The following is a 23,917-nucleotide window of genomic DNA, read 5'->3' as shown; positions in this document are numbered from 1 at the left end:
GGGAGAAGGTATGACGCGACGCCAGCAGCTTAAAGCTTTATTAACCCAAGAGTTAAAACGGCGGTATCAAGAAAAGCAGCGCTATAATTGGCAACTTAATGCACGAGATAATCAAAAACCGCCCTCAGGGGAATGGCGAACCTGGCTAATTTTAGCGGGCCGCGGCTTTGGTAAAACGCGCACCGGCGCCGAAACTTTGCGTCAGTGGGTGCGCGAGGGAAAATGTCAACGGATTGCGCTCATTGGCGGCAGTTTGCATGAGGTTCGCAGCGTTATGGTTGAAGGCGAAAGTGGTCTTTTAAATGTGCATCCCCTGCACGAACGCCCCCTTTATATCCCCACCCAACGGATTATTAAGTGGCCGAATGGCGCTATTGCTCAGCTATTTGGGGCCGAAGCTTACGAGCAGCTGCGGGGACCACAATTTGATTGTGCTTGGGTCGACGAGCTCGCCAAATTCCGCAAAGCTGAAGATATTTGGCAACAGCTGCAATTATGTTTGAGGTTAGGCGAGAATCCGCGCTGCCTTGTCACCACCACCCCTCGCCCCAGTAAATTAATGAAAGACTTAATTGCCTCTCCCGAGGTGGTCCTCACGAAAGGCTCGACCTTTGATAATATTCGCAATCTTGCCCCCGCCTATATTGAACAGATCCGCAAACAATTTCTCAATACACGCCTCGGGGCCCAGGAACTATATGCCGAAATGTTGACGGAAACAGCCGGTGCTTTGTGGCAACGCAGCATGATTTCTTACCAGCAGCCCTTATATGATGCAGCCCATCGCCCAGAGTTAGAGCGGATTGTGATTGCCATTGATCCCGCCACCACCACCCATGATCATAGCGATGAGACCGGCATTATTGTTGCCGGCATTGATACCCACAAGCAGGCCTATGTACTTGAAGATCACAGTGGTAAATTTTCACCTCATGACTGGGGACGGCGTGTTGTTGACTGTTTTTATCGTTTGCGCGCAGATCGTATCATTGTTGAAATTAACAAAGGCGGCGATTTAGTAGAAAATGTCCTCAAAGCCTTTGATTCCACCATTCCTTTGAAATCAGTTAGAGCCACGCGCGGTAAGTATACCCGCGCCGAGCCCATTGCCGCTTTGTATGAGCAGAAAAGGGTTTTCCATGCTCAGCCTCTCTCTATTTTAGAGCAACAAATGTGTGATTACATCCCGGGCCTTACCCATAAATCCCCTGATCGCATGGATGCGCTTGTCTGGGCTTTGACTGAACTTCTTCTTGAGAGTGAAAAACAACCAAAACTAAAAATTTGGGGATAAAGAAGCGAGGGTATAAAAATATCTGAGATCCGCAATGCTTTAAACCTTCGTCATCCTAGCAAGGTGTTAATGATTCGATAGCAGGAACGCGAAAATCAGCCGAAAACTGTTTTTGCTCTTAGGCGATTGTTTGAAAGTCTTGGTGTATTTGTTTAATTCAATTTAACACATTCTTATTCGGACTGCTCCATCCTTAACGTCTAAATTCTTCAGAAGGCAAAATTGCAGCAAGCGAAGAGACTTTATCCATTGCCAGTATCATTAAACCTTTTGGTACTTTGTTCAGTTTCCTGCTGTTCGCTGTGTCGCTTACCAGTTCCACGTTTTCCTGAGTTGAGCTCCATACTGCTCACCGCAGTTATACCGGCTAACACAGCCCTTCTTATTTTAGTTGTTATTCTCATCTTGAATCCTTTTATTTTACTAACTTATCATTAAACTTGAGGGCTATTTAATTTTAGCTGCTCGTGCTAAACATTTAAGATATAAGAATTAGCATTTTATGTTTTAAGAAGAAACGCCCCTATTTATACCTTAAGTTAGCTAAGTTGAATACCAGGTCACAGGGAAAGTAATAAGCTTATTTTCCTAACCGATATATCAATTCATGCAAAATAAACTTGACGTTTAAGTGATTTAGCCTCAAATAGATAAGTGTACCAATTTAACTAGGATTTTTAATGTCAAAAGAAGATTTAATTGAATTCAACGGCACCGTTATTGAATTGCTTCCCAATGCGATGTTTCGGGTTAAGCTAGAAAACGAGCATATTGTCTTAGCACATACCTCAGGACGTATGCGTAAAAATCGTATTCGTGTGCTCGCTGGTGATAAAGTCGTCGTTGAGATGACCCCCTATGATCTAACAAAGGGCCGCATCATCTTCCGGCAGAAATAATGCCTCTCATCGGGATCCTTAGCCGCCATGAATCTGTTATTCGGGCGGCAATTTTGCGTGATTGTACGTTACTCCACCTTGATGCGGACACTCTTAATCGCCAACCTTTGTATACGCAAACTTATCAAGGAGTGGTGCGTCATAAAGAAGGACGCCATTATTGGGTTGAGTGCTCTTTTGGATCGGGCTTATTGCCCCAAGAAAAACACTTTCCCCCGTTAAATGTCGGCCAGAGTGTAACGGTGCAAATTAGTCGCGAGTCCTTTTTTGATACCGCAGAGAAAGGCTTTAAGTCCCCGATTTTGACCCGAAGGATAATTCAAGAGCTCTCGCTGTGGGAGCAACTTCTTCCCCTCTTCAACAACTTAGAGTTATTACTGGTTGATAATGCGGAAGTTATGATTAGTTTAAGGGCTTATTGCAAAACAGCACACCCAACCTTAGCCTTAAAGCTCGTTTCCCATAATTTATTTGAAGAATATGGGCTTGAAGACAGTTGGGCCCTCTTAGAATGTCCCATCGTTGATTTTCCCGGCGGGAATTTAATAATTGAGACTACCGCTGCGGCAACCATTATAGATATTAACGGGATCGGTAAAACTGAGTCGCTGAATTTACAAGCTGCAGAAATTTTAGGACAACAAATCACCTGGCGCACCCTATCAGGGAGTATTCTAATAGAATTTATTGATCATGGCCAAGGCCACCGTCCGCAACTTATTGAGAAATTAACTCAAGGCTTAACGTATTTTAATGATGGCATTACGATTCATGGCTTTTCAAAGTTAGGTTTCCTTGAACTAAGTCGCGTCAAACGTCGTAGCCCCTTGCATCACAGAAAGGTTTTTAATTTATGACTTGTCCTATCTGCCACCAGCCTACTAACACAGAATTTACTCCCTTTTGCTCGCGGCATTGTAAAAATATTGATTTACTCAAATGGCTTAATGAAGACTATCGCGTGCCTGTTAATAATCCCGAAGATGAAGAAAAAACTGAAATTCCTTTAAAAATTGTCTCTGACACTTGATTTTATATCTAAATTCATTAATATATCATCTAGTGTCGATCAATCGGATGGTCGCGGAAAAGTGTTTCCGAGGAAAGTCCGGGCTCCACAGGGCAAGATGGCGGATAACGTCCGCCGGGGTTGGCGTCAAGGCCAGCTTTAGGGAAAGTGCCACAGAAATTATACCGCCCGGCGTTATGCCAGGTAAGGGTGAAATGGTGCGGTAAGAGCGCACCGCGCTTCAGGTAACTGAAGTGGCAGGGTAAACCCCATCCGGAGCAAGACCAAATAGGAGTGAACTTCATCAGATGATGAACCATGCGCCCTGCATGTCACTCGGGTAGGTTGCTTGAGATGCTTGGTAACAAGTAATCCAGATGAATGACCATCCAGTAGCGACTGCTATGGACAGAACCCGGCTTATAGATTGGTCGACAATATTTAAATTCTCTTCAGATAGGCGTGAAGTATTTGCTAGCTTTCGAAGAAAGCTCAAATTGCCATTATTCTCCAGTAAATTTGCAGTTTTTGCAGCCAAATAGAAATAATTTTGCAAAAATAGTATCTCTAAAGATGTTTACTTACGTGTTGATAAGGCGCAGAAACGTTTCAACTCTTATAAGCGCCCTGTCAAGATTGACAAAAGCATAAGGTACGTAGCAAAGGCCGTTCCTCAGACCAGCTTCTCTACACTTACGGCTCTAAATCTGTAACTCTTTATATAATAAGCCTAAAAGTCTCATCATCTAGGCTTCGCCCAAAATTAACCTTCTCTTAATATTATTTAAAGTTTTAATGAAATCGTTTGTTTTTGGTCAGTTTTATGATTAGCATTAAATTGTGTATGAATTTTCCCTTAGGAGAAGATGGGTATGAAAAAATCTATGAAATTTGCACTTGTTGCTGCAGTTCTGGTCGCAGGCATCAGTGGGACTTTTGCTGGCAATGAACAGACAGCAGATGAAGCACGTGATCGGATGGATATGTTAAGCGAGCTATTCAAAGATAAAGGTTTAAATTCCTTCAACTTTTTGAATGGACATGACGGTGCTGGTTCCGGTAAAAACCGTGAAAACCAAGCTGGTCTACGTTGGGCTGAGCTCACAAAATCAGATGATCGCAGAGGTCAAATTATTTGTGTTGAGAATGGGCGTTATGCTGTTAACCAACTTGACCCTCGTAAAGTTGGTCGGGATACAATGTCAGGTGCCGATACATGGCGCGATGGCCAAGGCATGCCAATGACAGAAAAAATCCTTGCTGCTCTACGCAATTCAAGCAACGGTAAAGCAGTTGTTAACTATGTTGAAACAACTCCTGGCGTCGACAATGAGCGCCAAGGTAAAGCCAGCGAAGAAAAGTTTGAACTACTAGCTTACAGCTCTTCTGCAATTCTTGGCAAGAAGAATGACACCGGTTCAAAATTCTTCTGCGCTGTGCGTTATCAACAGTTTGAGCCAACTGATGAGTCAGAAGCTAACCGTTTAGCTAATCCAGACTATAAGCCTGGCGAGAAAAAGCACCACAAAAAAGCTAAAAAGCATGTAAAGAAAGCTGAGCCTAAGGCAGAAGCAAAAGAAGATGCAAAAGCTGCCTAACTTGTCAGCAAGCTTTATAAAAGATAAACCCCTGCTTTGCGCAGGGGTTTTTTCTTGCCATATCGGATTAGCTTTTTTAGGATATAAACAGCTCAATTTCTAACCTTAGATGGCTAATGCGCACTGAATTATATCCGGATATCACGCCCAACCACACCGGCTTTATTAAGCTTGATGAGCTTCATAACATGTACTGGGAAGAATGTGGCAACCCTCATGGAGTTCCGATCGTTTTTATTCACGGTGGCCCGGGCGCGGGCGCAGGAGCAGCAGCCCGGCGCTTCTTTGACCCTGAGTTTTATCGGATTATCGTTTATGACCAACGCGGTTCAGGCCGCTCAACGCCCCTGGGAGAAACGCGTCATAACACCACTCCGCATCTCATTAATGATCTCGAGGTCTTACGCGCTCATCTTAATATTGAAAGCTGGCTTGTTTTTGGCGGCTCTTGGGGATCCACGCTTGCGATTGCGTATGCAGAACACCATCCTCAACGCTGCCGCGGCTTAATCTTAAGAGGCTTATTCTTATGCCGCCAACAAGAAATTGATTGGTTTTTATATGGGATGAACACCATATTCCCCGAGCAGTGGCAAGAATTCGCTAGCCATATTCCGATGGCAGAGCGCCATGATTTGCTGACGGCTTATCATCAACGCCTCCTAGATCCCAACCCCGAGATCCACATGCCAGCAGCCTTAGCCTGGAGTAAGTACGAGGGAGCTTGTGCGACCTTAATGCCCTGTGAAAATACAGTCCAATCCTTCTTAGATCCTGTTTTGGCCCTGGGCCTGGCACGCATGGAAGCCCACTATTTTAGCAACAATATATTCTTGCCAGAGAATTTCTTATTAGAAAATCTGGATAAGATTCGCCATATCCCAACAATTATGGTTCAAGGTCGCTATGATATTGTTTGCCCTATTGTCACCGCCGATGAAATTGCAAAGAACTTACCCGAAGCAGAGTATATTGTGGTGCCCGATGCTGGCCATTCAGCCTTTGATCCGCCTTTGCGTCGGGAGCTCATGAAAGCGTGTGAGAAAATGAAAAGTGTTATGTCATGAACCCTACTACCATCGCTGAGATTTTTCGTCGATTTCAGGAACGCGAGCCCAGCCCGCAAACAGAGTTAGACTACACCAATCCCTATACGTTGCTGGTGGCGGTAACTCTGTCCGCCCAGGCCACGGATGTGGGGGTTAACAAAGCCACCAAGTCGCTTTTTAAAGTGGCCGATACCCCGCAAAAATTACTCGACCTGGGGGAAGAAAGCTTAAAGTCTTATATAAAAACCATAGGCCTTTTTAATTCAAAAGCAAAAAACCTTATTGCTGCCGCCAAGATGTTAGTGGAAGAGTTTAATGGTCAAGTCCCGCGCAATCGTGAAGAATTAGAACGTTTACCGGGGGTGGGGCGAAAAACTGCTAATGTTGTCCTGAATGTGGCTTTTGGTGACCCCCTGATTGCGGTGGATACCCATATTTTCCGCGTCAGCAATCGTATCGGGTTAACCCAGGGTAAGACGCCGCTAGACGTGGAACTGCAGCTCGAGAACGGTATCCCTGGAGATTATCGCCTTCATGCCCATCACTGGCTTATCTTACATGGACGTTATACCTGCAAAGCTCGTAAGCCTGAGTGTGCAAAATGCTTAATTGCTGACCTATGCGAATTTCCCAATAAGCAGTGGGATTAGAGGCTTAAAGGTGAAGAATGGTTATCTTTACAGAGGCTCCAGTCTCTATATTTTAACCAGCTTCGCTAATTATTATTCCTTCTAGAACAAGTGAAAGATTTTTATCTTTACTTATCTAGACAAATAGACTTTGATATAAAAAAATCTGAAAACTATAACAAATAAAATAAATTTAATATTACCTAAAAACTTAGAGAAAAATTATGCTCTCCAGCAACCCCTCTATAAAATTTCTGTTAAAAATAAACGCTTACTTTTTTATTCTGCTGCTTTTATCAGTAAGTGCAACTGAAGAGGAACTATCCCTTAAGGAAAGCACTCTTTTCCAACGAAAGGAGAAAGACACGACGGTAGCACCCTCCGCTCCACAGGATCAATATCATGAGGGAACCACTGACACAAGCAAGAGAAAAAGACCTCCAGAGGAGGAGATAAAAGCTGAAATCTTGGCTGACTTTTCCACCCAAGCAAGAGTGTTTACGCCACTCCCCGTCAATCCTCTTGGGGACATGTTTAAACGGATAAAAACAGAACCGAGAGACGATGAAACTGAGGACGTTCCTGGGTCTCCCCCTGTGAGTACAAGCAGCCATCAATTACTTGAAAGTGTAGAGACTTCTTTTAAAGACATTTTAGTGGAGGCAGGCAAATTAATCTTAGAAAACAATTCTTCTGCACAAGCTTTTGAACTGATGCTAAAAGCTAGCCAAGATTGCAGCCTAAGTATTCAGGAAAGAAGAGTCTATAAGTTCTCCATAGCATTGATGGCTTACCACCAGCCTAATCAATTTATGAGTGATGAAGAAGCTTTTGATCTTTTCCATCAAATTAGTCAAGAAGCACAAATTAGTAAGGCAGAGCAAAATCTGTGTAACCTTTATAAGGGATTGATGCGAGTTTTCAGGCGCACTCAAGAAATTGATGACGAGCAAGCTTTTCATCTGCTTGATCATGCAAGCGAGCCTAATATATTAGACCATAAATTTTGCATTATGGCGACCTATTATAAAGCTTTTATGCTTTATAAAAAACGTACTCAGAAAACTGATGATGTCCAAGCTTTTGCTCTTTTTAAGCTAGTTTCACAAACTGACTTACCTGATAGTGAATATTCTTCGTTAGCACTTTATCATAAGGCATGCATGCGTTATGGAAATCGCACTTTGCATCTCACAGATGAGCAAGCATTTCAAATCTTTAATCAATTAAGTGACAATCCGCAATTATCCCATCAGGATCATATTATATGTATTTATTATAAAGCTTTTATGGTTTACCAAAAACGCACCCAAGCTATTAGCGATTCGCAAGCTTTTTTTCTCTTTGATTTGATCAGCAGGGACTTGGAAGCTCCTGTTCAATATAGAGCTATCGCAAATCTTTGCCAAGCAGTCATGCATTGCGAGAACCGCATTTCAGAACTCTGTGATGCTGATGCGATTGAAATTTTGGAGCAAACAGTTCAGAATCCTTCTTTACCAATTAAATACTACGATTTAGCAGATTTCTTTAAAGCAGAGATGCGCTTCTTGAATCGTACGGCATGTATAAATGATGAAGAAGCTTTTGATATCTTTACACGGATTTATGCTAATCACTTTATAAGTTCCCCCTATCTAGCGAAGGTTAAATACTATCAAGCTCTAATGCGTTTTAATAATCGTAGTCTCAAGATAAGCGATGACCAATGTTTCAGATTATTTGATGAAGCAAGCAAAGATCCGTATCTAACTGCAAAGGACCATGCCATGTGCGATTATTATAAAGCCTTAATGCGGTATCATAAGCGTACAGCTAGCATCCTTGATGCTCAGGCTATTGCAATATTTATTAACATTAACCAGGATTTGCAGTTAGAGCATGAACTTCGAACAACTGCATTTTATTATATAGTCTTAATGCAATATGAAAATCGTGCTCAGTCTTGTGAAAATGTAGATCCTATTCCAGTACTTTCTGCTGTGTTGCCTGATCCTCAGTTAAGCAAGGAATTAAGAATTAATATTGGAGAGCTTATTTTAAAGTTCTTAAGACGTTAGCCCCATAGCTTTAGTGGTTGCACGATTAAGGAGAGAGGTGATTAAGGGTGCCTCCCTCATTGCTCTTTGAAAACTACTGCTAAAAGGCTGGTTCTTTCCAGCCTTAGCAAATATTTTTATGGAATGGAAATCCCCCTGCTCTCACTTTTTATCTTGATAGTGAGCTTGGAATTGTTCGAAAGCAGCTAAGGCATCAGCGGCATACATCAGGGAGGGTCCGCCGCCCATATAGACTGTCATCCCCAACATTTCTTCCACTTCTGCTTTGGTCGCTCCTAATTTCACTAAAGCTTCAGCATGAAACCCCAAACATCCATCACAACGAGCCGCAACCCCCAAAGCAAGGGCAATTAGCTCTTTAGTTTTCTTATCTAAAACACCATCTTTAGTTGCCGCTTGCGCCAGCGCTGAAAATCCCTGCAAGGTATCGGTAATGTCTTGACGTAAAGTTTTTAGATTATGGGAAATTCCTTGGGTGATGGCCAAATAATCTTTCTGCATAAAAAGCGCCCTTCTAATAAAATTTTGAGATCCTAATTTTACTGTAGTATAGCCAGGGGGGCAATACAACACTGTCCTCCTCGCTTACAGTTTACGTTGTTAAACTTATGAGGGATGCCCCACAGTCATCCGATAAGGGGTCTATTAAAACAGGCGGCATGGAAGAGGAAACCTAACCCGCCTCCTAAGAGAGCACAGTTATTTAAAGTCTATTGCCGACCTAGAATACTTTTGTATATTCTTAATAAAAGAATTGTAAACCCTAAAAGATACTCAACTTCCTTCCTTAGAGGCGTACACTTAATTATGAAAAATTTAACGTTAATTCTGGGATTGGCCATCGGCCTCTGCCAAGCTAAAGAAGTAGATTATTCTACCCTTTCCGTCCAAACGGCTATTGGCTTACAGAAAGAAATTGAAGCGGATGATCACTCTATCAGATATTGTGTACTCGGCAATCATGCTCTTAATAATCTGCGCTTAGATCATAAAAGCCAAAGCTTTTGCCTTAACTTTACCTTAGACGAACTTACTCTTTCTTCTCACAGCCCTTTGTATGAGCAGTTGTGTTCCTTTGCTCGTAAATATAATCTATCTTGCCTTTTTGGTAGCATAAAAATTCCTAGGAAGGCGCTTGCTGAGACATGTGTCCACGAAGCCTTGCTTATTATTGGCCGGCATATTCCCCTGTCCCCGTCAACCATTGAGGAGATTTGCCATTTTATGGGAGTCCCTCATCCTGAATCCTATAGAAGGAGATAGTGACAGGGGATAAAAGGGATTTCAGCGAATTTGATCACCCTATTATAGTTGTCGCGATATTTTAGCTCTCGAATAGGGTCCAGTGCTCATAAACTAGGTTAACCTTAAATAAGGATCAGCTTGCAAGAATACAAGAACCCCGCCGGAAGCTCTAAGTCTAGTTATATACTTGCTTGGTAAAGATGCATTAGTTTAATATATTCTGCATATTTTAACTTGTTGAGTTTTCGCACAATACCTATATACTCAAGGGTAAGTGCGGCGACCTTCCAGGGTCGCCCTTAAAACAATTTATGATTTTAGAGATTTTTTATGACTTCGATTCGAAATATTGCAATTATTGCTCACGTTGACCACGGAAAAACCACCCTCGTGGACAGTATGCTCAAGCAAAGTGGCACGTTCCGCCAAAACCAACAAGTAGCCGAGCGGATGATGGACTCTAATGACCTGGAACGGGAACGCGGCATTACTATTTTAGCTAAGTGTACTTCTTTAGAATGGAAAGGCGATCGTATTAATATCGTCGACACCCCAGGCCACGCTGACTTTGGCGGTGAGGTCGAACGTATTCTCAGCATGGTTGATGGAGTGGTTGTTCTCGTTGACGCCGCCGAGGGCCCGATGCCCCAAACGAAGTTCGTACTCAGTAAAGCTTTAAAGCTTGGTCTGCGCCCTATTGTTCTCATTAATAAAATTGATCGCCAAGATGCGCGCGCTGATGAAGTTCTTGATGAAGTATTTGACCTTTTCTTAGCGTTGGAAGCTACAGAAGAGCAACTTGACTTTCCTATTATGTACGCCTCAGGACGTAGCGGTTGGGCCGTTAAAGAATTGACGGATGAGCGCAAAGATATTTCACCTCTATTTGATTTGATTATTGACCATGTCCCCGAGGCCGAAGGCGATAAAGATGCCCCCTTCTCGATGTTGGTCACTACCCGCGAATATGATAATTTCTTAGGGCGCGTGTTAACCGGACGAGTTAAGAGCGGACGGGTTAAATTAAATACGGCAGTACGCGTTTTGAACCGCGAAGGTGAGGTCGTGGAAACTGGTCGTATCAATAAGCTGTTGTCATTTCGTGGCCTTGAACGTTTGCCGATTGAAGAAGCCGAAGCAGGCGATATTATTGCCATCGCTGGTTTAGAAAAAGCAACCGTTGCTGACACCGTTGCCGTTCCTGAAGTGAGTGATCCGATTGCAGCGCAACCGATTGACCCCCCAACCTTGGCAATGACATTCTCTGTTAATGATTCGCCTCTAGCAGGGCGTGAAGGCACCAAGCTAACCTCCCGGGTGATTCGCGATCGCTTGATGCGTGAAGCAGAAGGCAATGTGGCCATTCGTATTACAGAAACAGCAGAGAAAGATGCTTTTGAAGTCGCTGGCCGCGGCGAATTACAGCTGGGTGTTTTGATTGAAACCATGCGCCGTGAAGGGTTTGAATTATCGATCAGCCGCCCACGCGTTCTTTATAAGACGGATGAGGCAACAGGTGACCGATTAGAGCCCATTGAGGAAGTCCAAATCGATGTGGATGAAGAATATAGCGGTGCTGTCGTTGATGCCATGAATCAGCGCAAGTCAGAGATGGTTGATATGCGTCCCTCTGGCGGTGGTAAAGTGCGTATTACCTTCCATGCCCCGTCCCGTGGTCTGATTGGCTATCACGGCCAATTCTTAACCGACACACGCGGCACCGGAATCATGAGCCGGGTTTTCCACAGTTATGGTCCCTATCGCGGCCCTATTGAAGGCCGCCACACTGGAGTCTTGATCTCTAATGGAAATGGTGAAGCTGTATCCTATGCTCTCAATGCTCTGGAAGAAAGAGGTGTTATGTTTGTTGCGCCGGGAACCCAGGTTTATGAAGGCATGATCATTGGCGAAAACAGCCGCGATAATGATCTAGAAGTAAATCCTTTAAAAGCTAAACAATTAACCAACTTCCGGGCCTCGGGTAAAGATGATGCGATCCGCTTGACGCCGCCTAAAATCTTTACCTTGGAACAAGCGATCTCTTATATTCAAGATGATGAGCGGGTCGAAGTTACACCTAAAAATATTCGCCTGCGTAAAGCCCTTTTGGATCCTAATGATCGCAAGCGAGCGGAGCGTAAACGCGAGGTTTAAGTGGCTAAGAGATGTTGGATCATTTCTGATGGTAGTGCCGGCATGATCAATCAAGCTTGGGGTTTAGCAGAAACCCTGGGCTATGAGGTGGAAGTAAAAAAGATCAGCTTGCGCCAACCCTGGGAGAGTCTAAGTCCTTATTTACGCTTGGGATTAAGCTTTTGCCTGCGCGCAGATAGTGATCCCCTTTTACCTCCTTATCCTGATCTCATCTTAGCCTCAGGGCGTCGGGCAGTTTTACCGGCGCTGTACCTAAAACACTTGGCGGCGGGTCACAGTAAAGTGGTTTATGTGCAAGATCCACGTATCAATCCGACTCATTTTGATGCGGTTGTCTGTCCGGCGCATGATCGCCTCAGCGGTCCTAATGTCATCCAGACGATTGGCGCGACCCATCGCATTACCACTGAAAAGCTGCAGGAAGCCCGAGCTAAGTTTCACCCTTTGAACCCAAACAATCAGCCGGTTCTCTCTGTCATTATTGGCGGCTCGACTAAGAAATTTGAAATGGATGCAAGCCTGGCAGATCAATTAATCCCTGATCTAGTAAGACTTGATCAGCAAGGATGGCGCATCCTCGTGACGCTGTCGCGCCGAACGCCTTCTACTATTGTGCGCAGATTTAAAGAAGTTCCCGCTTCGATATACGTATGGGATGGCCGGGGAGAAAATCCTTACTTTGGGCTTTTAGGGCTGGCCGATGCAATTCTGGTGACCTGCGATAGTGTGAGCATGATCTCGGAAGCATGCGCCACGAAAGCTCCTGTCTATCTCTACAAACTGTCGCAGGTTTCTAAAAAACATACCCGCTTTCATCAATCACTTCTCCAGATTCAGCGTGTTCAGTGGTGGGACGGCAAGCCAAAAGCTGACCCGGTCACGCCCCTGAGGGTCAATGAAAAGGCGGCAGCTGAATTAAGATCACTTTTAAAGTTATGAGTAAAAACGCTGAACTAACCTGAAGGTTAGAATTAATAACGCCTATAAAGGTGAAAAGCCAGCCGTAAAAACGGATAATTTTTTAGCCACGGGTGCTATAATAGCCTTATGCGGGAGCCTATGATGAGTATAGAAATGCTACGCTTTTTATGGATAGTTATCCTAGTCATAACAGGCACCTGTTACGGCACCTCCTCCCCTCTTAAAAAGCTACCCACGTTTCAAGAGCCCTATTGCCCAGCCAATCTAAATAAGACCGAGCAAAGCAACCAACACTATCAATTAGCTATTAAAGTTTATAAAGCCTCCCAAGCAGATCCTTTTAGTCCCAACAGCTTATGGAACCATGGCTATTTAGAAAGTCATCCTAAAGTTAAGCGAGCTCTTACTGAGTTCCTTGAAGGCAAGCGGGGGCAAGCCTTAAAAGCTATTAACCTTACGAATAAGACCCCGCACTCGCTTCACCAAGACTTGATCGCTGCTGGTTTTACCTGGAAAGAAGTTGCGCTGTCAGCAGGACGAGCTAAATTCTGGCAATTGGATGGCAGCAAAACAAGCGATCCAAACAGCCCGACAGGCGTAAAAATGCAGATCTACATCCATAAGGACGGCAGCATGGTTCGCATAAAATCACGAGGAATCCCTGACGACAGCGGTCATTATCCGCAGCGGGCCCCTCAAGTCATTCAAGCGGTCCTAATTGAATTTGATCCTGATCAATGCACCCAGGACCATTGTCCTTATAATACGGATTATTTCAATGAGGCCTTTAAAGTTACCGCTGAAGGCAGTGCCGTTCCTAAATCGCCGTCCCCGCGTTTTGGCTTTAAGCCGCCGGTGGAAACTCTCCCCTCTTCCCGTCTTCAAAAGTTCGCCGGTGATGTATTAATGAGCCTAGTGCACACTGAGTTAAAGACAGACTGCCGTTAAAGTGGAGAGTATTAAATTCATAGCTATCTTAAAAGTCTATAAGAGAACTTTGCCTTTTAAAAAAACTAGGAAGATATCTTTGTTGCCAACAGAAATAAATTTTTCCTAGGTATCAAGACTAAAATAAGTATCCAACCTTAATAGACCTCTTAGCGTTACTAATACTCTTATAATCAGTTATCTATTAATGCTAATATGGGAAAAGAATTATATTAGAAGCAAATGGTAACGTATAATGCAGCTCTGTAAATTATTACCCCTTACATTACTCTTTCCTGCTTGTGCCATGGACCAAGAAAAAACACAGCTCTTTAGTAAAGCTGACGATAACAAAATAGAACTCGGTCTAATTTCATATAGTGCTGATAATATAAAAGGCGCTCCTATAAAAATAACCTCGCAAGAAGATGGAGAAACTTTCTATATTTTAGGAAATGTCTATTGGCAAGGCCACAGCTATGAAAAAGCCATTAAGTACTATTTTAAGAGTGCCAAACACGGACATGCTGCTGCACAATATGCATTAGGCTACGCCTATTGGAGGGGCATAGGTATTGAGCAGAATTATAAAGAAGCTGTTCAGTGGTGTTACAAATCTGCCCTGCAAGGGTATGCTAAAGCACAAAACTTTCTAGGAGATGCTTACTGTATAGGTGCAGGTGTTGAGAAGAGCTATGAAGAATCTGTAAAATGGTATCAACAAGCTGCTCTCCAGAACAATGCTGCTGCACAACATTCTCTAGGATATTGCTATCAGGAAGGGCAAGGAATTGAGCAGAATTTTGAAAAGGCGATGGAATGGTACAAACGAGCTGCGACCCAGGGATGTCCTATTGCACAATTTGAACTAGTTAAAGCATACTCTATTCCCCCAGAAGGTTCAAATCAAGATCCTATGCAAGCTTTTAACTGGTTGGTAATAGCGCTTACCAATAAGAGTATAGACTACTCATCAAGCAAGTTAATAACAAGAACTTTATTATCCAATTATTGTTCAACAAAAACTTCTGAATACGTAGAAACAGATTACTCTTTAAGTGAGGCGACTTCTCTTAAAGAGCAACTTTCAGAAAAATTAAATTCTTTACTAATTGAAACCCATCATTTAGAAGTATGGGCTAAAGGACAATTCGGTGACACAATTAGAAATAAGCCTCTTCAAAAAAAGGTTAGCTCGATTGCTCAAACATTCCAAAATTACGAGAAAATTATTGTCCAGCTGACCCAACCTTTCTGCTGGATCAATTGCTTAAAATTAGAACAAGTAATTGCTCCCTTGGCAGTTAAATTAAATGACAGAGTTTACACTGTCATCGAACCTACCCAAGTTTTCCAGCAGGATAATTGTATTGAGGAGCTAAAACAGGTTCAAGCGGCAGTATCTAAGCTTAATTCCTTAGTCATCGCTCTTGTAAAAGCAGGCACCCGCGAGACAATGCTCCAGGTCTTGCGTCATGAACAGCTCCACTCTTCAGAAATTCTCAGAGACTCCCTTAGCTTTTTAGAAGATATTGTTACTCAATCTGAGAATGAAGCCACTGTTCTATTACTGCTTAATCAGCAACAAAAAGCTATCCAAAACAAGATTAAGCTTTTAGAAGAGATGATGGAACCAGCTCTGTCTCTGAAAGCAGAGATTATTAAGGTTATCGAAGCCACGGTAGACGTCCGCAATCAATTGACGCTAGAAATAATAAGGACAGATTGCTCTTAATAGTGAAGATCTTCTTGCTCTTTGGTTCAGAGCTTAAGGGAGTTTAGCTCCCTAAAAGTGCTATCTTTTAAACCTTACGGACTCTTTGGTGGAGCTTAATATAATTAAGAGTCTCATAAAACTTCCTCACGGATAAAACCTTAAAAGTGATAAGTTTACGGCGGTGGGAAGGCTTTGATTAAATTTGGCAGAGGCTTTCTGTCCCGCATGAACGATCAATGCTTGAGCTATAGACAGGGAAATCATCACTATAATAAAGAAAAAACGGCTTCGAATAAAATCGCTCATATGCATCCTCCTGTTATAGGTTTAGGATGACGGATATATCGTAAACAAGCTGTTAATTTCGGCGTTAAGGAACTCTTAAGAAGTAAAGTCTTAGTCCCCTCGAAACGCCCAGCAGATTTTACGACTCTTGTTGGCGGTTAATTGCCCCATCACCAGCAACATTTGTGCTGGATAGCTGGTGTCAAGCTGCTCGATATGCATATCCCCACAGTTGCTAACAAATACCCAACGTTGAGCGTTGGGCATGTCAACGTAGATCTTTTTGCCATGATGGGTAACTCGCATTTCAGGATGAAAAACAAAACGTAGCGCAAACATTGCCGGAAGATGAGAGGACACCACTTCTTCCCCCCGAAAATCCAGTTCTTTATTATTTAAATATAAAGTTCTTGTCTGGGTAAAATTCCAGTTCGGATGGTGGCTTTGGTACTCGCCCTCAATTAATGCCCCCTCAATATGGGCCTTATTATGGACTTGCAAGTGGCCATGGGCAGACTTCAAAGCCTGAGCATAAAGACCGCGCTCAGATTGCAATATGAGATCCGCATAAGTGATGATGCGATGTTTGGAAGAACTCCATTCAAAATTGAAAATCCCGGTCCCTTCCTCAATATTATTACAAGGTGAGCGTAACAAAGTTGGCGTTTTATTGAAAAGAATTAAGCCGGACTTTGCTGTGGCCCGTTCATAGCCCATTTCGTTGGCTTGCTGAGGGGGTCTACCGCGAACATCGGATAAGGTTAAAACCATGTCCACGAGATTAGGGCTGATTTTTTGATAGGGGCCAAAACAGGCCATTCCACCATCCGTATGGCGGAATAAACGAACTAAAGGGGCCATCGTTTGAATGGCTTTGGGGATAGACGGCGGCAATGATAGCCCAGCTTGGCGCAAGAGAGCCTTTAAATCAATTAAGAGTCTTAATACCATCAGCTGTAATATGGGAGAGCGGCTACAATGTCCACCATCGGGTAAAATCTGATGGGTTACCAATTTATCGAGATGCTTCAGCAAACCCGGCAAACGGTGCTGCTCGTGATTTAAACAGATAATAGCATAGATAAGTCCATGTAAAGCATAAAGCTTTTGCGCAGGCGAGGGTGCATCCATCCAGCAACGACTTAAATGACGCGCTTGTCTATGTAAACTTTTGAAAAATTGATATCGGAAAGTATCATCGGCACTAGCACAAAAGAAATCATACAGGCCAATCCAATTACTGAGCCGATTGCCAACAATATCAGGGCGCCAAGCAAGAGTTTGCCAGCTTTGATTACGATCAATCCAATTTAGAATTAGCTGTCGAGCACTACGCCTGGCAATATTTTCTCCATGAGCGCGCAAGTTACGTAACCATTCAAAGCTATGAAGTTCTGCTAAAGCAGAGTTAGACAGATGCTTAGGATACCATAAATGCTGAATCAAAGTTGACTCACTGCCTAAAACAAACTTTCCTTCAATTATTTGTCGTCCTTCACTTATACTACCCGGCCAAGAATCAGAAGGAATGAGCTTTAAATTCTGTGTTCCTTTTCCTCTTAAACTTAAAGAGTATAACGGGTTTTTCTGCCACACCAAGCGAATTTTACGGTTCACACTCTGAAATACAGAGGATCTTTCCCTTTCAACCGGCCATTGCTGCAAATGTAAATATGCGCTCATTCTCATTTCCCTCGCAGTGCAGTGATTTTGGACTGGTAATCTTTATCCGCAGCCCCATAAATGGCGGCCCCCGCGACCAGAGCAGTTGCGCCAGCAGCGATCGCTGATGGGGCGGTCTCGAGGTTTATGCCACCGTCAACCTCTAATTCGATCTCTCGACCGCTATGGTTAATAAGGTGGCGAACCTGGCGAATTTTATTAGTCATTTCAGGAATATAAGCTTGGCCGCCAAAGCCAGGATTTACTGTCATAACCAAGATCAGGTCAATAAATGGCACCAAAGTCTCAATGGCTGTGATGGGCACACCGGGGTTAAGCGCAATCCCAGCCTTAATGCCATAACTTTTGATTTCACAAAGAACGCGGTGGATATGAGTATCAGCATCAGGATGAACTGTAATCAAGTTTGCCCCTGCTTCCGCGAAGGCTTTAATATGCGGTTGTGCTGGGGAAATCATCAGATGCACATCCAAGGGTAAATCTGTAAAGCGTCGTAAAGCTGCTACTAAATGGGGGCCATAGGTAATATTGGGGACATATCGCCCATCCATGACATCTACGTGAATCCAGTCAGCTCCCGCCGCCGCCACAGCCTGTACTTCTGCTCCCAAATTCAAAATGTCTGCAGATAGAATGGAAGGTGATATTTTGATATGAGATGTCATCCCCAAGGCCCCTTATGGCGAGTAATAGTGGTGCTGCCTAAATGTTCGGCAATTTGCTGCAAGCGGCGGACCCGGTTCGATGTACTGGGATGGGTGGCAAACAGATTATCGATCCCACCGTGCATCAACGGATTAATGATGAACATATGAGCCGTAGCTGGATTCTCCTCTGCCACCGGGTTATCAACTCCTTGGGCTAAGACTTCTATGCGTTGTAAAGCACTCGCTAAGGCTAAAGGATCACCACAAATTATAGCCCCGAGTTCATCGGCTGAGTATTCACGCGTGCGAGAAATGGCCAATTGGACTAACATTGCTGCTAACGGCGCCAACACCATGACAATTAAGTGGATAACTGTATTATGGGATCGTTGTTCTCCCTCACGGTTGCTATGGAATAAAAAGGGAAGGTGTGCCAGATGACCGATTGCTCCCGCCAGGGTGGCTGTCACTGTCATAGTTAAAGTATCACGATTGGCGATATGTGCTAGCTCATGGGCCATAACCCCAGCAAGCTGACGTAAATCTAGAGCCTTAAGGAGGCCGGTGGTTGCCGCCACCGCGGCGTTTTCAGGATTGCGTCCTGTGGCAAAGGCATTGGGCTGGTCAGAGCTGATAATATACACCCGCGGCATCGGCAGTTTTACTTTAGCGGCTAAATCTTGAACCAGACAATAGAAATCAGGTGCATTATGGGCAGTTACTTCATGGGCGTCATACATACGCAAAACAATTTTATCGGAATTCCAATAAGCATAAAAATTCATAGCGCCAGCAATAAAAAAGGCCATCATCGCGCCGCGAGGACCGCCTATTAAATGACCGACTGTGACGAATAACGCTACTATGATGGCAATCAGAATAAACGTTCGATTATGATTATGCATTTTGCGCCTGGATGTCTTCCACTGTTAAGGTTATACTTTAATTTGATAGTACCAAATATTTGCCAGAAAGTTAAGGATTCCATGACTAATCCTAAAGTTAATTCCCCGGAAAAAGAAACGCAGATATCAGAGTCGGATGAAACAGCTGTCCCCGCTGAAGTGGACAATTCTTCGCCGACCCGCTTTGGTGATTGGGAAAAAAATGGTCGTTGCATTGACTTCTAATTTGAATTCCTATTTAACAGCAGATAAACTTTATATTTTAAGGGATAATCAGCCCATCATTAAGAATTTTTCTATAGCCCTGGCCGCCGGTGAATGGCTTGTTATCCGGGGCGCAAATGGCTGCGGAAAGTCCACACTTTTAAAGACAATTGTCGGACTTTTATCTCCCTACAGTGGTTCGCTCTGGCGCACTGATTTTTGCTATCTTGGTCACGACAATGGTTTTCGCCCCCATACGACGGTTGCCGGTCATCTCGACTTTATTGCGCGCTACTTTAATGTCCCCCGACCAGCGACTCCAGTCGACCATCTCCGCCCTCTTCCCCTCAACCATCTCTCAGCGGGCCTAAAACGACAAGTTGCTTTATGTCAATTCTTGTTATCGCCCCACAAATTATGGATAATGGACGAACCATTTGAGCATTTGGATGCGCAAGCAAAAACACACTTTCTTGATCTTATACGGGCTCATATTGCCGAAGGCGGGGCAATTGTCCAAACTTCCCATGAATCTCTCAATTTTTCCCCAGTTAAGGAGATCTGGCTCAGCTGAGGAGCAGATCTTTGCCCTCTCCCCTTAAACCTCTTCTTGCTTTATTATTGCGCTAGAATTCAAGCAGCCTTACTTAATTTATAGTCGGCATAAACTCTCTGAAGAGCGGTGAGCAGCTGATCAATGTGGTCGCGCGTATGGGCAGGTGTAATGGTTATACGTAAACGTTCTTGGCCCACCGGCACAGTGGGATAATTAATCGGTTGAATGTAGATCTTATCTTCATACAACAAACGATCACAAATCTCTTTGCATAACGCAGCGTCCCCCACCACCACCGGCACAATATGGCCTTGACTTTCTCGATAAGGCAGGTCAGTTTTTGCAATCTGCTGCTTAAAATAGTTGACCTGTTGCCAAAATTGGGCCCGCAATTTCTGGCCGTTCTCAATTAACTCCATGGATTTTAAAATAGCCACCGCCGTTGCCGGGGGCATGGAAGTCGTAAAAATAAACCCTGATGCGGCACTGCGAACAAAATCGACTAAGTTCTTATTACCAGTTATATAGCCACCAATTACCCCAAATCCCTTGGCAAAGTTTCCTTGAATAATATCGACCTGATCTTGAATACCTAGCAATTCTGAAAGTCCGGCACCGCTAGCACCATACATGCCGACCGCATGAACTTCATCGATAAATGTCAAGGCATTATATTGTTTGGCCAGAGCACAAATCTCTGCCGCTGGGGCCCGATCCCCATCCATGGAATAAACAGCTGTAAATACGATTAACTTGGGCTGCGTTTGAGGCAGCTGTTTCAGCTTAGCTTCTAGATCGGCTAGATCATTGTGACGAAAAATATACTTTTCTGCGCGACTATTGCGAATGCCTTGAATCATGGAAGCATGATTTTTTTCATCACTTAAAACGATACAGCCTGGTAAATTACTTGCTAAGGTACTGATTGCAGCCTCATTGGCCACATAGCCAGAAGAGAATAATAAGCCTGCTTCTTTACGATGAAAGTTTGCTATAGCTTGTTCAAGCTTGACATGCGGATGCGAGGTTCCTGAAATATTACGGGTTCCCCCAGACCCAGAACCATAAGTCTGCGCTGCTGCAACCATAGCCTCAACGACTTCTGGATTTTGGCTGAGGGCCAGATAATCATTGCTGCACCAGACCACCACTTCCTCAACGATTTGGTCATGATGCCATAATGCTAGTGGAGCTTTTCCCACCATTCTTTCTAGGTTAACAAACACACGGTATCTACCCTCTGATTTCAGATGCTGAAGGTAGGTTGCGAAAAAATTATCGTAATGCATTTTTTTCTTGGGTAGCGGCCTATATACTGACACTATAAACCATAAATTTTAAAAAACATAACGCCAAGGTGACGCGGGTGACAGAAAACTTAACAAATTCTTTAAATCAGCCCCCTCTCATGCCTATCCTGAGTGTTAGTGATCTCTCATTAGCGCTGAAACGCTCGGTAGAGGACCAATTTAATTTTATCAGAATTAAAGGTGAAATTTCTGGCCTAAAACGCCATTCCTCAGGCCATATTTATTATGCTCTAAAAGATGAGAATGCGGTGATTGATGCCGTATCCTGGCGCGGCTCCTATTCGAGAAATCCTATTCAGTTGGAAGAAGGCTTAGAAATTATTGCCACAGGACGCATCACCACTTATCCAGCCCGCTCTAAATATCAGATGATTGTTGAAAGCTACGAGGCTTCAGGCCAAGGCGCCTTGTTAAAACTTTTAGAAGATCGTAAGCGAGCCTTAGCTGCTGAGGGCCTGTTTGCTGCAGAGCATAAGAAAAAAATCCCGCCCTTTCCTCAAACCATTGGGGTGATTACTTCCCCCACCGGAGCAGTAATAAGAGACATCTTGCATCGTATTCAGGACCGTTTCCCCTGTCATGTGATCGTGTGGCCCGTGCTGGTTCAAGGACCCGGCGCTGCCGAGCAAGTTGCCGCCGCTATCCAAGGATTTAATGCTGTCTCGCAGCGCCCTGATGTTTTAATTGTGGCTCGCGGCGGCGGTAGTCTTGAAGATTTGTGGGCATTTAACGAGGAAATTGTTGTTAGGGCGGCAGCTGCCAGCCAGATCCCCCTCATTTCTGCCATTGGTCATGAAACTGATACGACCTTAATCGATTATGCGGCTGACCTCCGTGCTCCCACCCCGACCGGGGCCGCTGAACTTGCTGTACCCGTGTTGATTGATCTCATTAACTATCTTCAAGACCGAGCCCGACGCCAACAAGATGTCATGCGCCAGATTATTGACAATCGTCAACTGCGACTAGCAGCTCTAAGCCGAGGCCTGGTTCACCCGCAGCGGCTTTTAGAAGAAAGAATGCAACGTGTCGATGATTGGTCAGAAAGGCTAGGTCGCTGTTTACCTCAGTTTTTTCAAAACTTAGAAGATCGCTTAAAGATGACTTTTAGCCGCTTGCGTCTGCCGACAAGTACGCTTGAAATCAGCGAGGAACGGTTAAAACAGCTAACGACGCGCTTGGAACAAGCTAGCTTCGAGAAAGTATTAGAAAGAGGTTTCCTTATGGCAACCACCGCTCAAGGTGAGCCTGTGACCTCAGCAAAAGATTTTCCGGAGGCCCCCGTCCAATTAACCTTTGCCGACGGCAAAGTATTAGTCACCAAAAGCCGACCCGGTGCACCTGCTTCGCGGTCCCGCTCTCCCAAACCTAACCCTGAGCAACCGCGTTTATTTTGACGCAGGTGTTATTGGAGTCAACGGTTTTAAGCTGGTTACACAGAACTTTACTTTGTGAGCCGGACAATTAAGCCGGCAGGCATGGCCTAGACCGGGATCAATCCGACAGCGGATAGGCAGGCAAGAATCTTTACAAATTTTACTCAGTAAAATATGAACGCTTCTCTTTTCTTCGTCCGATACTTCACTTGATTTCAGATCTTTAAAGCTCCGCACCTGATTGCCTAAACGGTATAATTCATTGATCAGCGGCAAGTTTTTCGGTTTCTTAGCATGGGCCAGAACCTGCTCGTAGCTATAAATCTCTAAAGCTTTATTGGTTTGATATTTATGATAAAGCAATGATACTGACAACGCTGTTACAATTAAAACTGCTAAGAGCAGAAAACATCGAGCTTTATTCATTAAGAGGACCTTTCGTGTCGATATAATCTATGATAATTTAATAAAAGGTAAATTTTTGTTGCACTCGCCGCTTAGTTTACCCACATTAAGTAAGAACAGCAATGTCACTTTTTGAGATTAGGAGATCACATATGGGAATGGAACTCAATTTTGCAATTAGTGCTGCCGCTACGCTTGCTGTTTATTTAATTATGGTGGCTGCTAATATGGAGCAAATGTAGAGACATTTTTATCACATCCCTATTCAAATTGCAGCATAATTTATTCTCTACACAGTACTTTATAAATTTATCTCTCTAGACCGCAATATTGCCGTCTTCTTGCTCCGATTAATTGTTATGCTTTTAAAACTTTCAGCCGATCAGTCTTTATATTTGAATAATTTCTCGTCTAGATTGATACCTATATTGACTTCTTCTAAATGAACTCGGGTGAGCAAGCCCTGAGGATCCATAACCGCCCAACCATTCAATTTAAAAATGGGAACGGTCGCAAATTTTAAGATTAAGGCGGCCCCCGACTCGTCACCCGCTCGGATAATCTTGAGGCCGATTTCATTGCCGTCGGTGGCTTTCTCAACAACTTTTAAATCATGGCGCAGATCAATTTTACGGCGAAGCAAGAAGGCGGCCGGTGTGGAGTCAATATCATACGTATTTTTTTCCTTTGCTTGGGCATCGTAAAAAATAAAGTCGCGGCCATCGACGACCATCAAATCTTTAACCGGCGCATCGTACTCAATTCGCATCTTACCGAACTGGCTTTTGCCACCACGCTCCATATAAAACCAACCTTTTTGCATACTACCGTTGGCATTGGTCTGCAGGATTCGTGCGCGATAGGTTTTAATCCCATTCAAATAATCTTCAACTTTTTTAACTAACGATGCCTCGACAGGATGGATAGAGACACCCGTCTTAGGGGCTGCTTGCGTAACAGCAACCATCACAGCCGTACCAATAATTGTTTTAAATAAACGCCTCATATTCCACCTATCTTGTTGAGTGTTTCTACTTTCTCGTT

25 protein-coding genes and 1 other RNA gene are annotated in these 23,917 nt (G+C 43.8%); 17 read left to right on the top strand and 9 right to left on the bottom strand.

Translation table 11 applies throughout. The features are described from left to right. Window positions 1–10: 10 nt before the first annotated feature. Window positions 11–1,294: a DNA-packaging protein gene (locus HMO_RS0107100; RefSeq protein WP_010300571.1), complete on the top strand. Its 1,284-nt coding sequence runs from the start codon at window positions 11–13 to the stop codon at window positions 1,292–1,294. A 242-nt stretch (window positions 1,295–1,536) separates the two neighbouring features. On the opposite strand, the gene HMO_RS17030 is transcribed toward HMO_RS0107100, so the two are convergent. Further along, window positions 1,537–1,698: a hypothetical protein gene (locus HMO_RS17030; protein WP_010300569.1), complete on the bottom strand. Its 162-nt coding sequence runs from the start codon at window positions 1,696–1,698 to the stop codon at window positions 1,537–1,539. A 276-nt stretch (window positions 1,699–1,974) separates the two neighbouring features. Between HMO_RS17030 and infA the strand changes: the two genes are divergently transcribed. The 8 genes from infA to HMO_RS0107055 all read left to right on the top strand — a co-directional run bounded on the left by infA (window position 1,975) and on the right by HMO_RS0107055 (window position 8,538). Then, window positions 1,975–2,193 (top strand): translation initiation factor IF-1, encoded by a 219-nt coding sequence (gene infA, locus HMO_RS0107090; RefSeq protein WP_010300566.1) that lies wholly within the window; start codon window positions 1,975–1,977, stop codon window positions 2,191–2,193. Then, the gene (locus tag HMO_RS0107085; RefSeq protein WP_010300563.1) at window positions 2,193–3,050 is read left to right on the top strand and encodes a ribonuclease E/G; all 858 of its coding nucleotides are present in this window, start codon (window positions 2,193–2,195) and stop codon (window positions 3,048–3,050) included. Before infA ends, HMO_RS0107085 begins: the two co-directional genes overlap by 1 nt. After that, window positions 3,047–3,223 (top strand): DNA gyrase inhibitor YacG, encoded by a 177-nt coding sequence (locus tag HMO_RS14165; RefSeq protein WP_010300558.1) that lies wholly within the window; start codon window positions 3,047–3,049, stop codon window positions 3,221–3,223. The genes HMO_RS0107085 and HMO_RS14165 overlap by 4 nt, the downstream gene beginning before the upstream one ends. Window positions 3,224–3,258: 35 nt before the next feature. Continuing rightward, window positions 3,259–3,641, top strand: an RNA gene (gene rnpB, locus HMO_RS15570) — RNase P RNA component class A. Between the two features lie 433 nt (window positions 3,642–4,074). Then, a complete protein-coding gene (locus tag HMO_RS0107075; RefSeq protein ID WP_010300547.1) occupies window positions 4,075–4,800 on the top strand; it encodes a hypothetical protein in 726 nt (241 codons plus the stop codon). A 116-nt stretch (window positions 4,801–4,916) separates the two neighbouring features. After that, window positions 4,917–5,867 carry a prolyl aminopeptidase gene (gene pip / locus HMO_RS0107065; RefSeq protein ID WP_010300542.1) on the top strand — a complete coding sequence of 317 codons (951 nt, stop codon included), beginning with the start codon at window positions 4,917–4,919 and terminating at the stop codon, window positions 5,865–5,867. Further along, window positions 5,864–6,499, top strand: a complete 636-nt coding sequence (gene nth, locus HMO_RS0107060; protein ID WP_010300538.1) for an endonuclease III — start codon at window positions 5,864–5,866, stop codon at window positions 6,497–6,499. The genes pip and nth overlap by 4 nt, the downstream gene beginning before the upstream one ends. A gap of 203 nt (window positions 6,500–6,702) precedes the next feature. Next, window positions 6,703–8,538, top strand: a complete 1,836-nt coding sequence (locus tag HMO_RS0107055) for a hypothetical protein (RefSeq protein ID WP_010300535.1) — start codon at window positions 6,703–6,705, stop codon at window positions 8,536–8,538. A gap of 141 nt (window positions 8,539–8,679) precedes the next feature. Here HMO_RS0107055 and HMO_RS0107050 read toward each other — a convergent pair whose 3' ends face one another. Continuing rightward, a complete protein-coding gene (locus tag HMO_RS0107050) occupies window positions 8,680–9,039 on the bottom strand; it encodes a carboxymuconolactone decarboxylase family protein (RefSeq protein ID WP_029448596.1) in 360 nt (119 codons plus the stop codon). 306 nt (window positions 9,040–9,345) lie between these two features. Between HMO_RS0107050 and HMO_RS0107045 the strand changes: the two genes are divergently transcribed. The 5 genes from HMO_RS0107045 to HMO_RS15555 all read left to right on the top strand — a co-directional run bounded on the left by HMO_RS0107045 (window position 9,346) and on the right by HMO_RS15555 (window position 15,520). Beyond that, the gene (locus HMO_RS0107045; protein ID WP_010300530.1) at window positions 9,346–9,801 is read left to right on the top strand and encodes a hypothetical protein; all 456 of its coding nucleotides are present in this window, start codon (window positions 9,346–9,348) and stop codon (window positions 9,799–9,801) included. Window positions 9,802–10,113: 312 nt separating this feature from the next. Beyond that, window positions 10,114–11,937, top strand: coding sequence for a translational GTPase TypA (typA, locus tag HMO_RS0107040; RefSeq protein WP_010300528.1), 1,824 nt, complete (start codon window positions 10,114–10,116; stop codon window positions 11,935–11,937). Continuing rightward, complete coding sequence (locus tag HMO_RS0107035) at window positions 11,938–12,876, top strand: mitochondrial fission ELM1 family protein (protein WP_010300525.1); 939 nt, start codon at window positions 11,938–11,940, stop codon at window positions 12,874–12,876. A gap of 135 nt (window positions 12,877–13,011) precedes the next feature. Next, window positions 13,012–13,806, top strand: coding sequence for a hypothetical protein (locus HMO_RS0107030; RefSeq protein WP_033444555.1), 795 nt, complete (start codon window positions 13,012–13,014; stop codon window positions 13,804–13,806). Between the two features lie 235 nt (window positions 13,807–14,041). After that, a complete protein-coding gene (locus HMO_RS15555; RefSeq protein ID WP_010300519.1) occupies window positions 14,042–15,520 on the top strand; it encodes a tetratricopeptide repeat protein in 1,479 nt (492 codons plus the stop codon). A 126-nt stretch (window positions 15,521–15,646) separates the two neighbouring features. Here the strand turns inward: HMO_RS15555 and HMO_RS17025 are convergent, their stop codons facing one another. The 4 genes from HMO_RS17025 to htpX form a co-directional block, all read right to left on the bottom strand. Next, window positions 15,647–15,808 (bottom strand): hypothetical protein, encoded by a 162-nt coding sequence (locus tag HMO_RS17025; RefSeq protein ID WP_010300515.1) that lies wholly within the window; start codon window positions 15,806–15,808, stop codon window positions 15,647–15,649. 90 nt (window positions 15,809–15,898) lie between these two features. Continuing rightward, entirely contained in the window at window positions 15,899–17,470 is a 1,572-nt protein-coding gene (locus tag HMO_RS0107015; protein WP_010300512.1) for a heparinase II/III family protein, read from the bottom strand. 2 nt (window positions 17,471–17,472) lie between these two features. Further along, window positions 17,473–18,135 carry a ribulose-phosphate 3-epimerase gene (gene rpe / locus HMO_RS0107010; RefSeq protein WP_010300508.1) on the bottom strand — a complete coding sequence of 221 codons (663 nt, stop codon included), beginning with the start codon at window positions 18,133–18,135 and terminating at the stop codon, window positions 17,473–17,475. Beyond that, window positions 18,132–19,022: a zinc metalloprotease HtpX gene (gene htpX, locus HMO_RS0107005; protein WP_010300505.1), complete on the bottom strand. Its 891-nt coding sequence runs from the start codon at window positions 19,020–19,022 to the stop codon at window positions 18,132–18,134. The genes rpe and htpX overlap by 4 nt, the downstream gene beginning before the upstream one ends. 81 nt (window positions 19,023–19,103) lie before the next feature. Here htpX and HMO_RS16125 point away from each other — a divergent pair, with 81 nt between their 5' ends. Then, a complete protein-coding gene (locus HMO_RS16125) occupies window positions 19,104–19,247 on the top strand; it encodes a DUF1674 domain-containing protein (RefSeq protein ID WP_010300502.1) in 144 nt (47 codons plus the stop codon). Beyond that, window positions 19,225–19,800 (top strand): heme ABC exporter ATP-binding protein CcmA, encoded by a 576-nt coding sequence (gene ccmA, locus HMO_RS0106995; RefSeq protein WP_029448590.1) that lies wholly within the window; start codon window positions 19,225–19,227, stop codon window positions 19,798–19,800. The genes HMO_RS16125 and ccmA overlap by 23 nt, the downstream gene beginning before the upstream one ends. A gap of 59 nt (window positions 19,801–19,859) precedes the next feature. Here the strand turns inward: ccmA and hemA are convergent, their stop codons facing one another. Further along, window positions 19,860–21,071, bottom strand: coding sequence for a 5-aminolevulinate synthase (gene hemA, locus HMO_RS0106990; protein WP_010300496.1), 1,212 nt, complete (start codon window positions 21,069–21,071; stop codon window positions 19,860–19,862). A 77-nt stretch (window positions 21,072–21,148) separates the two neighbouring features. Between hemA and xseA the strand changes: the two genes are divergently transcribed. Beyond that, the gene (gene xseA, locus HMO_RS0106985) at window positions 21,149–22,489 is read left to right on the top strand and encodes an exodeoxyribonuclease VII large subunit (RefSeq protein WP_010300493.1); all 1,341 of its coding nucleotides are present in this window, start codon (window positions 21,149–21,151) and stop codon (window positions 22,487–22,489) included. Here the strand turns inward: xseA and HMO_RS0106980 are convergent. Further along, window positions 22,481–22,894, bottom strand: coding sequence for a hypothetical protein (locus tag HMO_RS0106980; protein ID WP_010300490.1), 414 nt, complete (start codon window positions 22,892–22,894; stop codon window positions 22,481–22,483). The two genes, xseA and HMO_RS0106980, sit on opposite strands and share 9 nt — an antisense overlap. Window positions 22,895–23,255: 361 nt before the next feature. Further along, on the bottom strand, window positions 23,256–23,879 hold the full coding sequence (locus HMO_RS0106970; protein ID WP_010300486.1) for a LolA family protein: 624 nt from the start codon (window positions 23,877–23,879) through the stop codon (window positions 23,256–23,258). Window positions 23,880–23,917: the final 38 nt, after the last annotated feature.

This window comes from Candidatus Odyssella thessalonicensis L13 (genome assembly GCF_000190415.1).
GTDB lineage: Bacteria > Pseudomonadota > Alphaproteobacteria > Paracaedibacterales > Paracaedibacteraceae > Paracaedibacter > Paracaedibacter thessalonicensis.
Note: the sequence above shows the minus strand (reverse complement) of the source record. Positions and strands in the feature narration are given on the sequence as shown.

Excerpts from the sequence above, each read along its gene's own strand:
- HMO_RS17025 (WP_010300515.1), bottom strand. The coding sequence starts at position 15,808 with ATGAGCGATTTTATTCGAAGCCGTTTTTTCTTTATTATAGTGATGATT.
- HMO_RS0107085 (WP_010300563.1), top strand. The coding sequence starts at position 2,193 with ATGCCTCTCATCGGGATCCTTAGCCGCCATGAATCTGTTATTCGGGCG.
- HMO_RS15555 (WP_010300519.1), top strand. The coding sequence starts at position 14,042 with ATGCAGCTCTGTAAATTATTACCCCTTACATTACTCTTTCCTGCTTGT.
- HMO_RS0107100 (WP_010300571.1), top strand. The coding sequence starts at position 11 with ATGACGCGACGCCAGCAGCTTAAAGCTTTATTAACCCAAGAGTTAAAA.
- nth (WP_010300538.1), top strand. The coding sequence starts at position 5,864 with ATGAACCCTACTACCATCGCTGAGATTTTTCGTCGATTTCAGGAACGC.
- hemA (WP_010300496.1), bottom strand. The coding sequence starts at position 21,071 with ATGCATTACGATAATTTTTTCGCAACCTACCTTCAGCATCTGAAATCA.
- HMO_RS0107055 (WP_010300535.1), top strand. The coding sequence starts at position 6,703 with ATGCTCTCCAGCAACCCCTCTATAAAATTTCTGTTAAAAATAAACGCT.
- HMO_RS0106980 (WP_010300490.1), bottom strand. The coding sequence starts at position 22,894 with ATGAATAAAGCTCGATGTTTTCTGCTCTTAGCAGTTTTAATTGTAACA.
- typA (WP_010300528.1), top strand. The coding sequence starts at position 10,114 with ATGACTTCGATTCGAAATATTGCAATTATTGCTCACGTTGACCACGGA.
- HMO_RS0107075 (WP_010300547.1), top strand. The coding sequence starts at position 4,075 with ATGAAAAAATCTATGAAATTTGCACTTGTTGCTGCAGTTCTGGTCGCA.
- HMO_RS17030 (WP_010300569.1), bottom strand. The coding sequence starts at position 1,698 with ATGAGAATAACAACTAAAATAAGAAGGGCTGTGTTAGCCGGTATAACT.
- rpe (WP_010300508.1), bottom strand. The coding sequence starts at position 18,135 with ATGACATCTCATATCAAAATATCACCTTCCATTCTATCTGCAGACATT.
- HMO_RS0106970 (WP_010300486.1), bottom strand. The coding sequence starts at position 23,879 with ATGAGGCGTTTATTTAAAACAATTATTGGTACGGCTGTGATGGTTGCT.
- pip (WP_010300542.1), top strand. The coding sequence starts at position 4,917 with ATGCGCACTGAATTATATCCGGATATCACGCCCAACCACACCGGCTTT.
- ccmA (WP_029448590.1), top strand. The coding sequence starts at position 19,225 with ATGGTCGTTGCATTGACTTCTAATTTGAATTCCTATTTAACAGCAGAT.
- HMO_RS0107045 (WP_010300530.1), top strand. The coding sequence starts at position 9,346 with ATGAAAAATTTAACGTTAATTCTGGGATTGGCCATCGGCCTCTGCCAA.
- HMO_RS16125 (WP_010300502.1), top strand. The coding sequence starts at position 19,104 with ATGACTAATCCTAAAGTTAATTCCCCGGAAAAAGAAACGCAGATATCA.
- HMO_RS0107030 (WP_033444555.1), top strand. The coding sequence starts at position 13,012 with ATGCTACGCTTTTTATGGATAGTTATCCTAGTCATAACAGGCACCTGT.
- HMO_RS14165 (WP_010300558.1), top strand. The coding sequence starts at position 3,047 with ATGACTTGTCCTATCTGCCACCAGCCTACTAACACAGAATTTACTCCC.
- HMO_RS0107015 (WP_010300512.1), bottom strand. The coding sequence starts at position 17,470 with ATGAGCGCATATTTACATTTGCAGCAATGGCCGGTTGAAAGGGAAAGA.
- infA (WP_010300566.1), top strand. The coding sequence starts at position 1,975 with ATGTCAAAAGAAGATTTAATTGAATTCAACGGCACCGTTATTGAATTG.
- HMO_RS0107050 (WP_029448596.1), bottom strand. The coding sequence starts at position 9,039 with ATGCAGAAAGATTATTTGGCCATCACCCAAGGAATTTCCCATAATCTA.
- htpX (WP_010300505.1), bottom strand. The coding sequence starts at position 19,022 with ATGCATAATCATAATCGAACGTTTATTCTGATTGCCATCATAGTAGCG.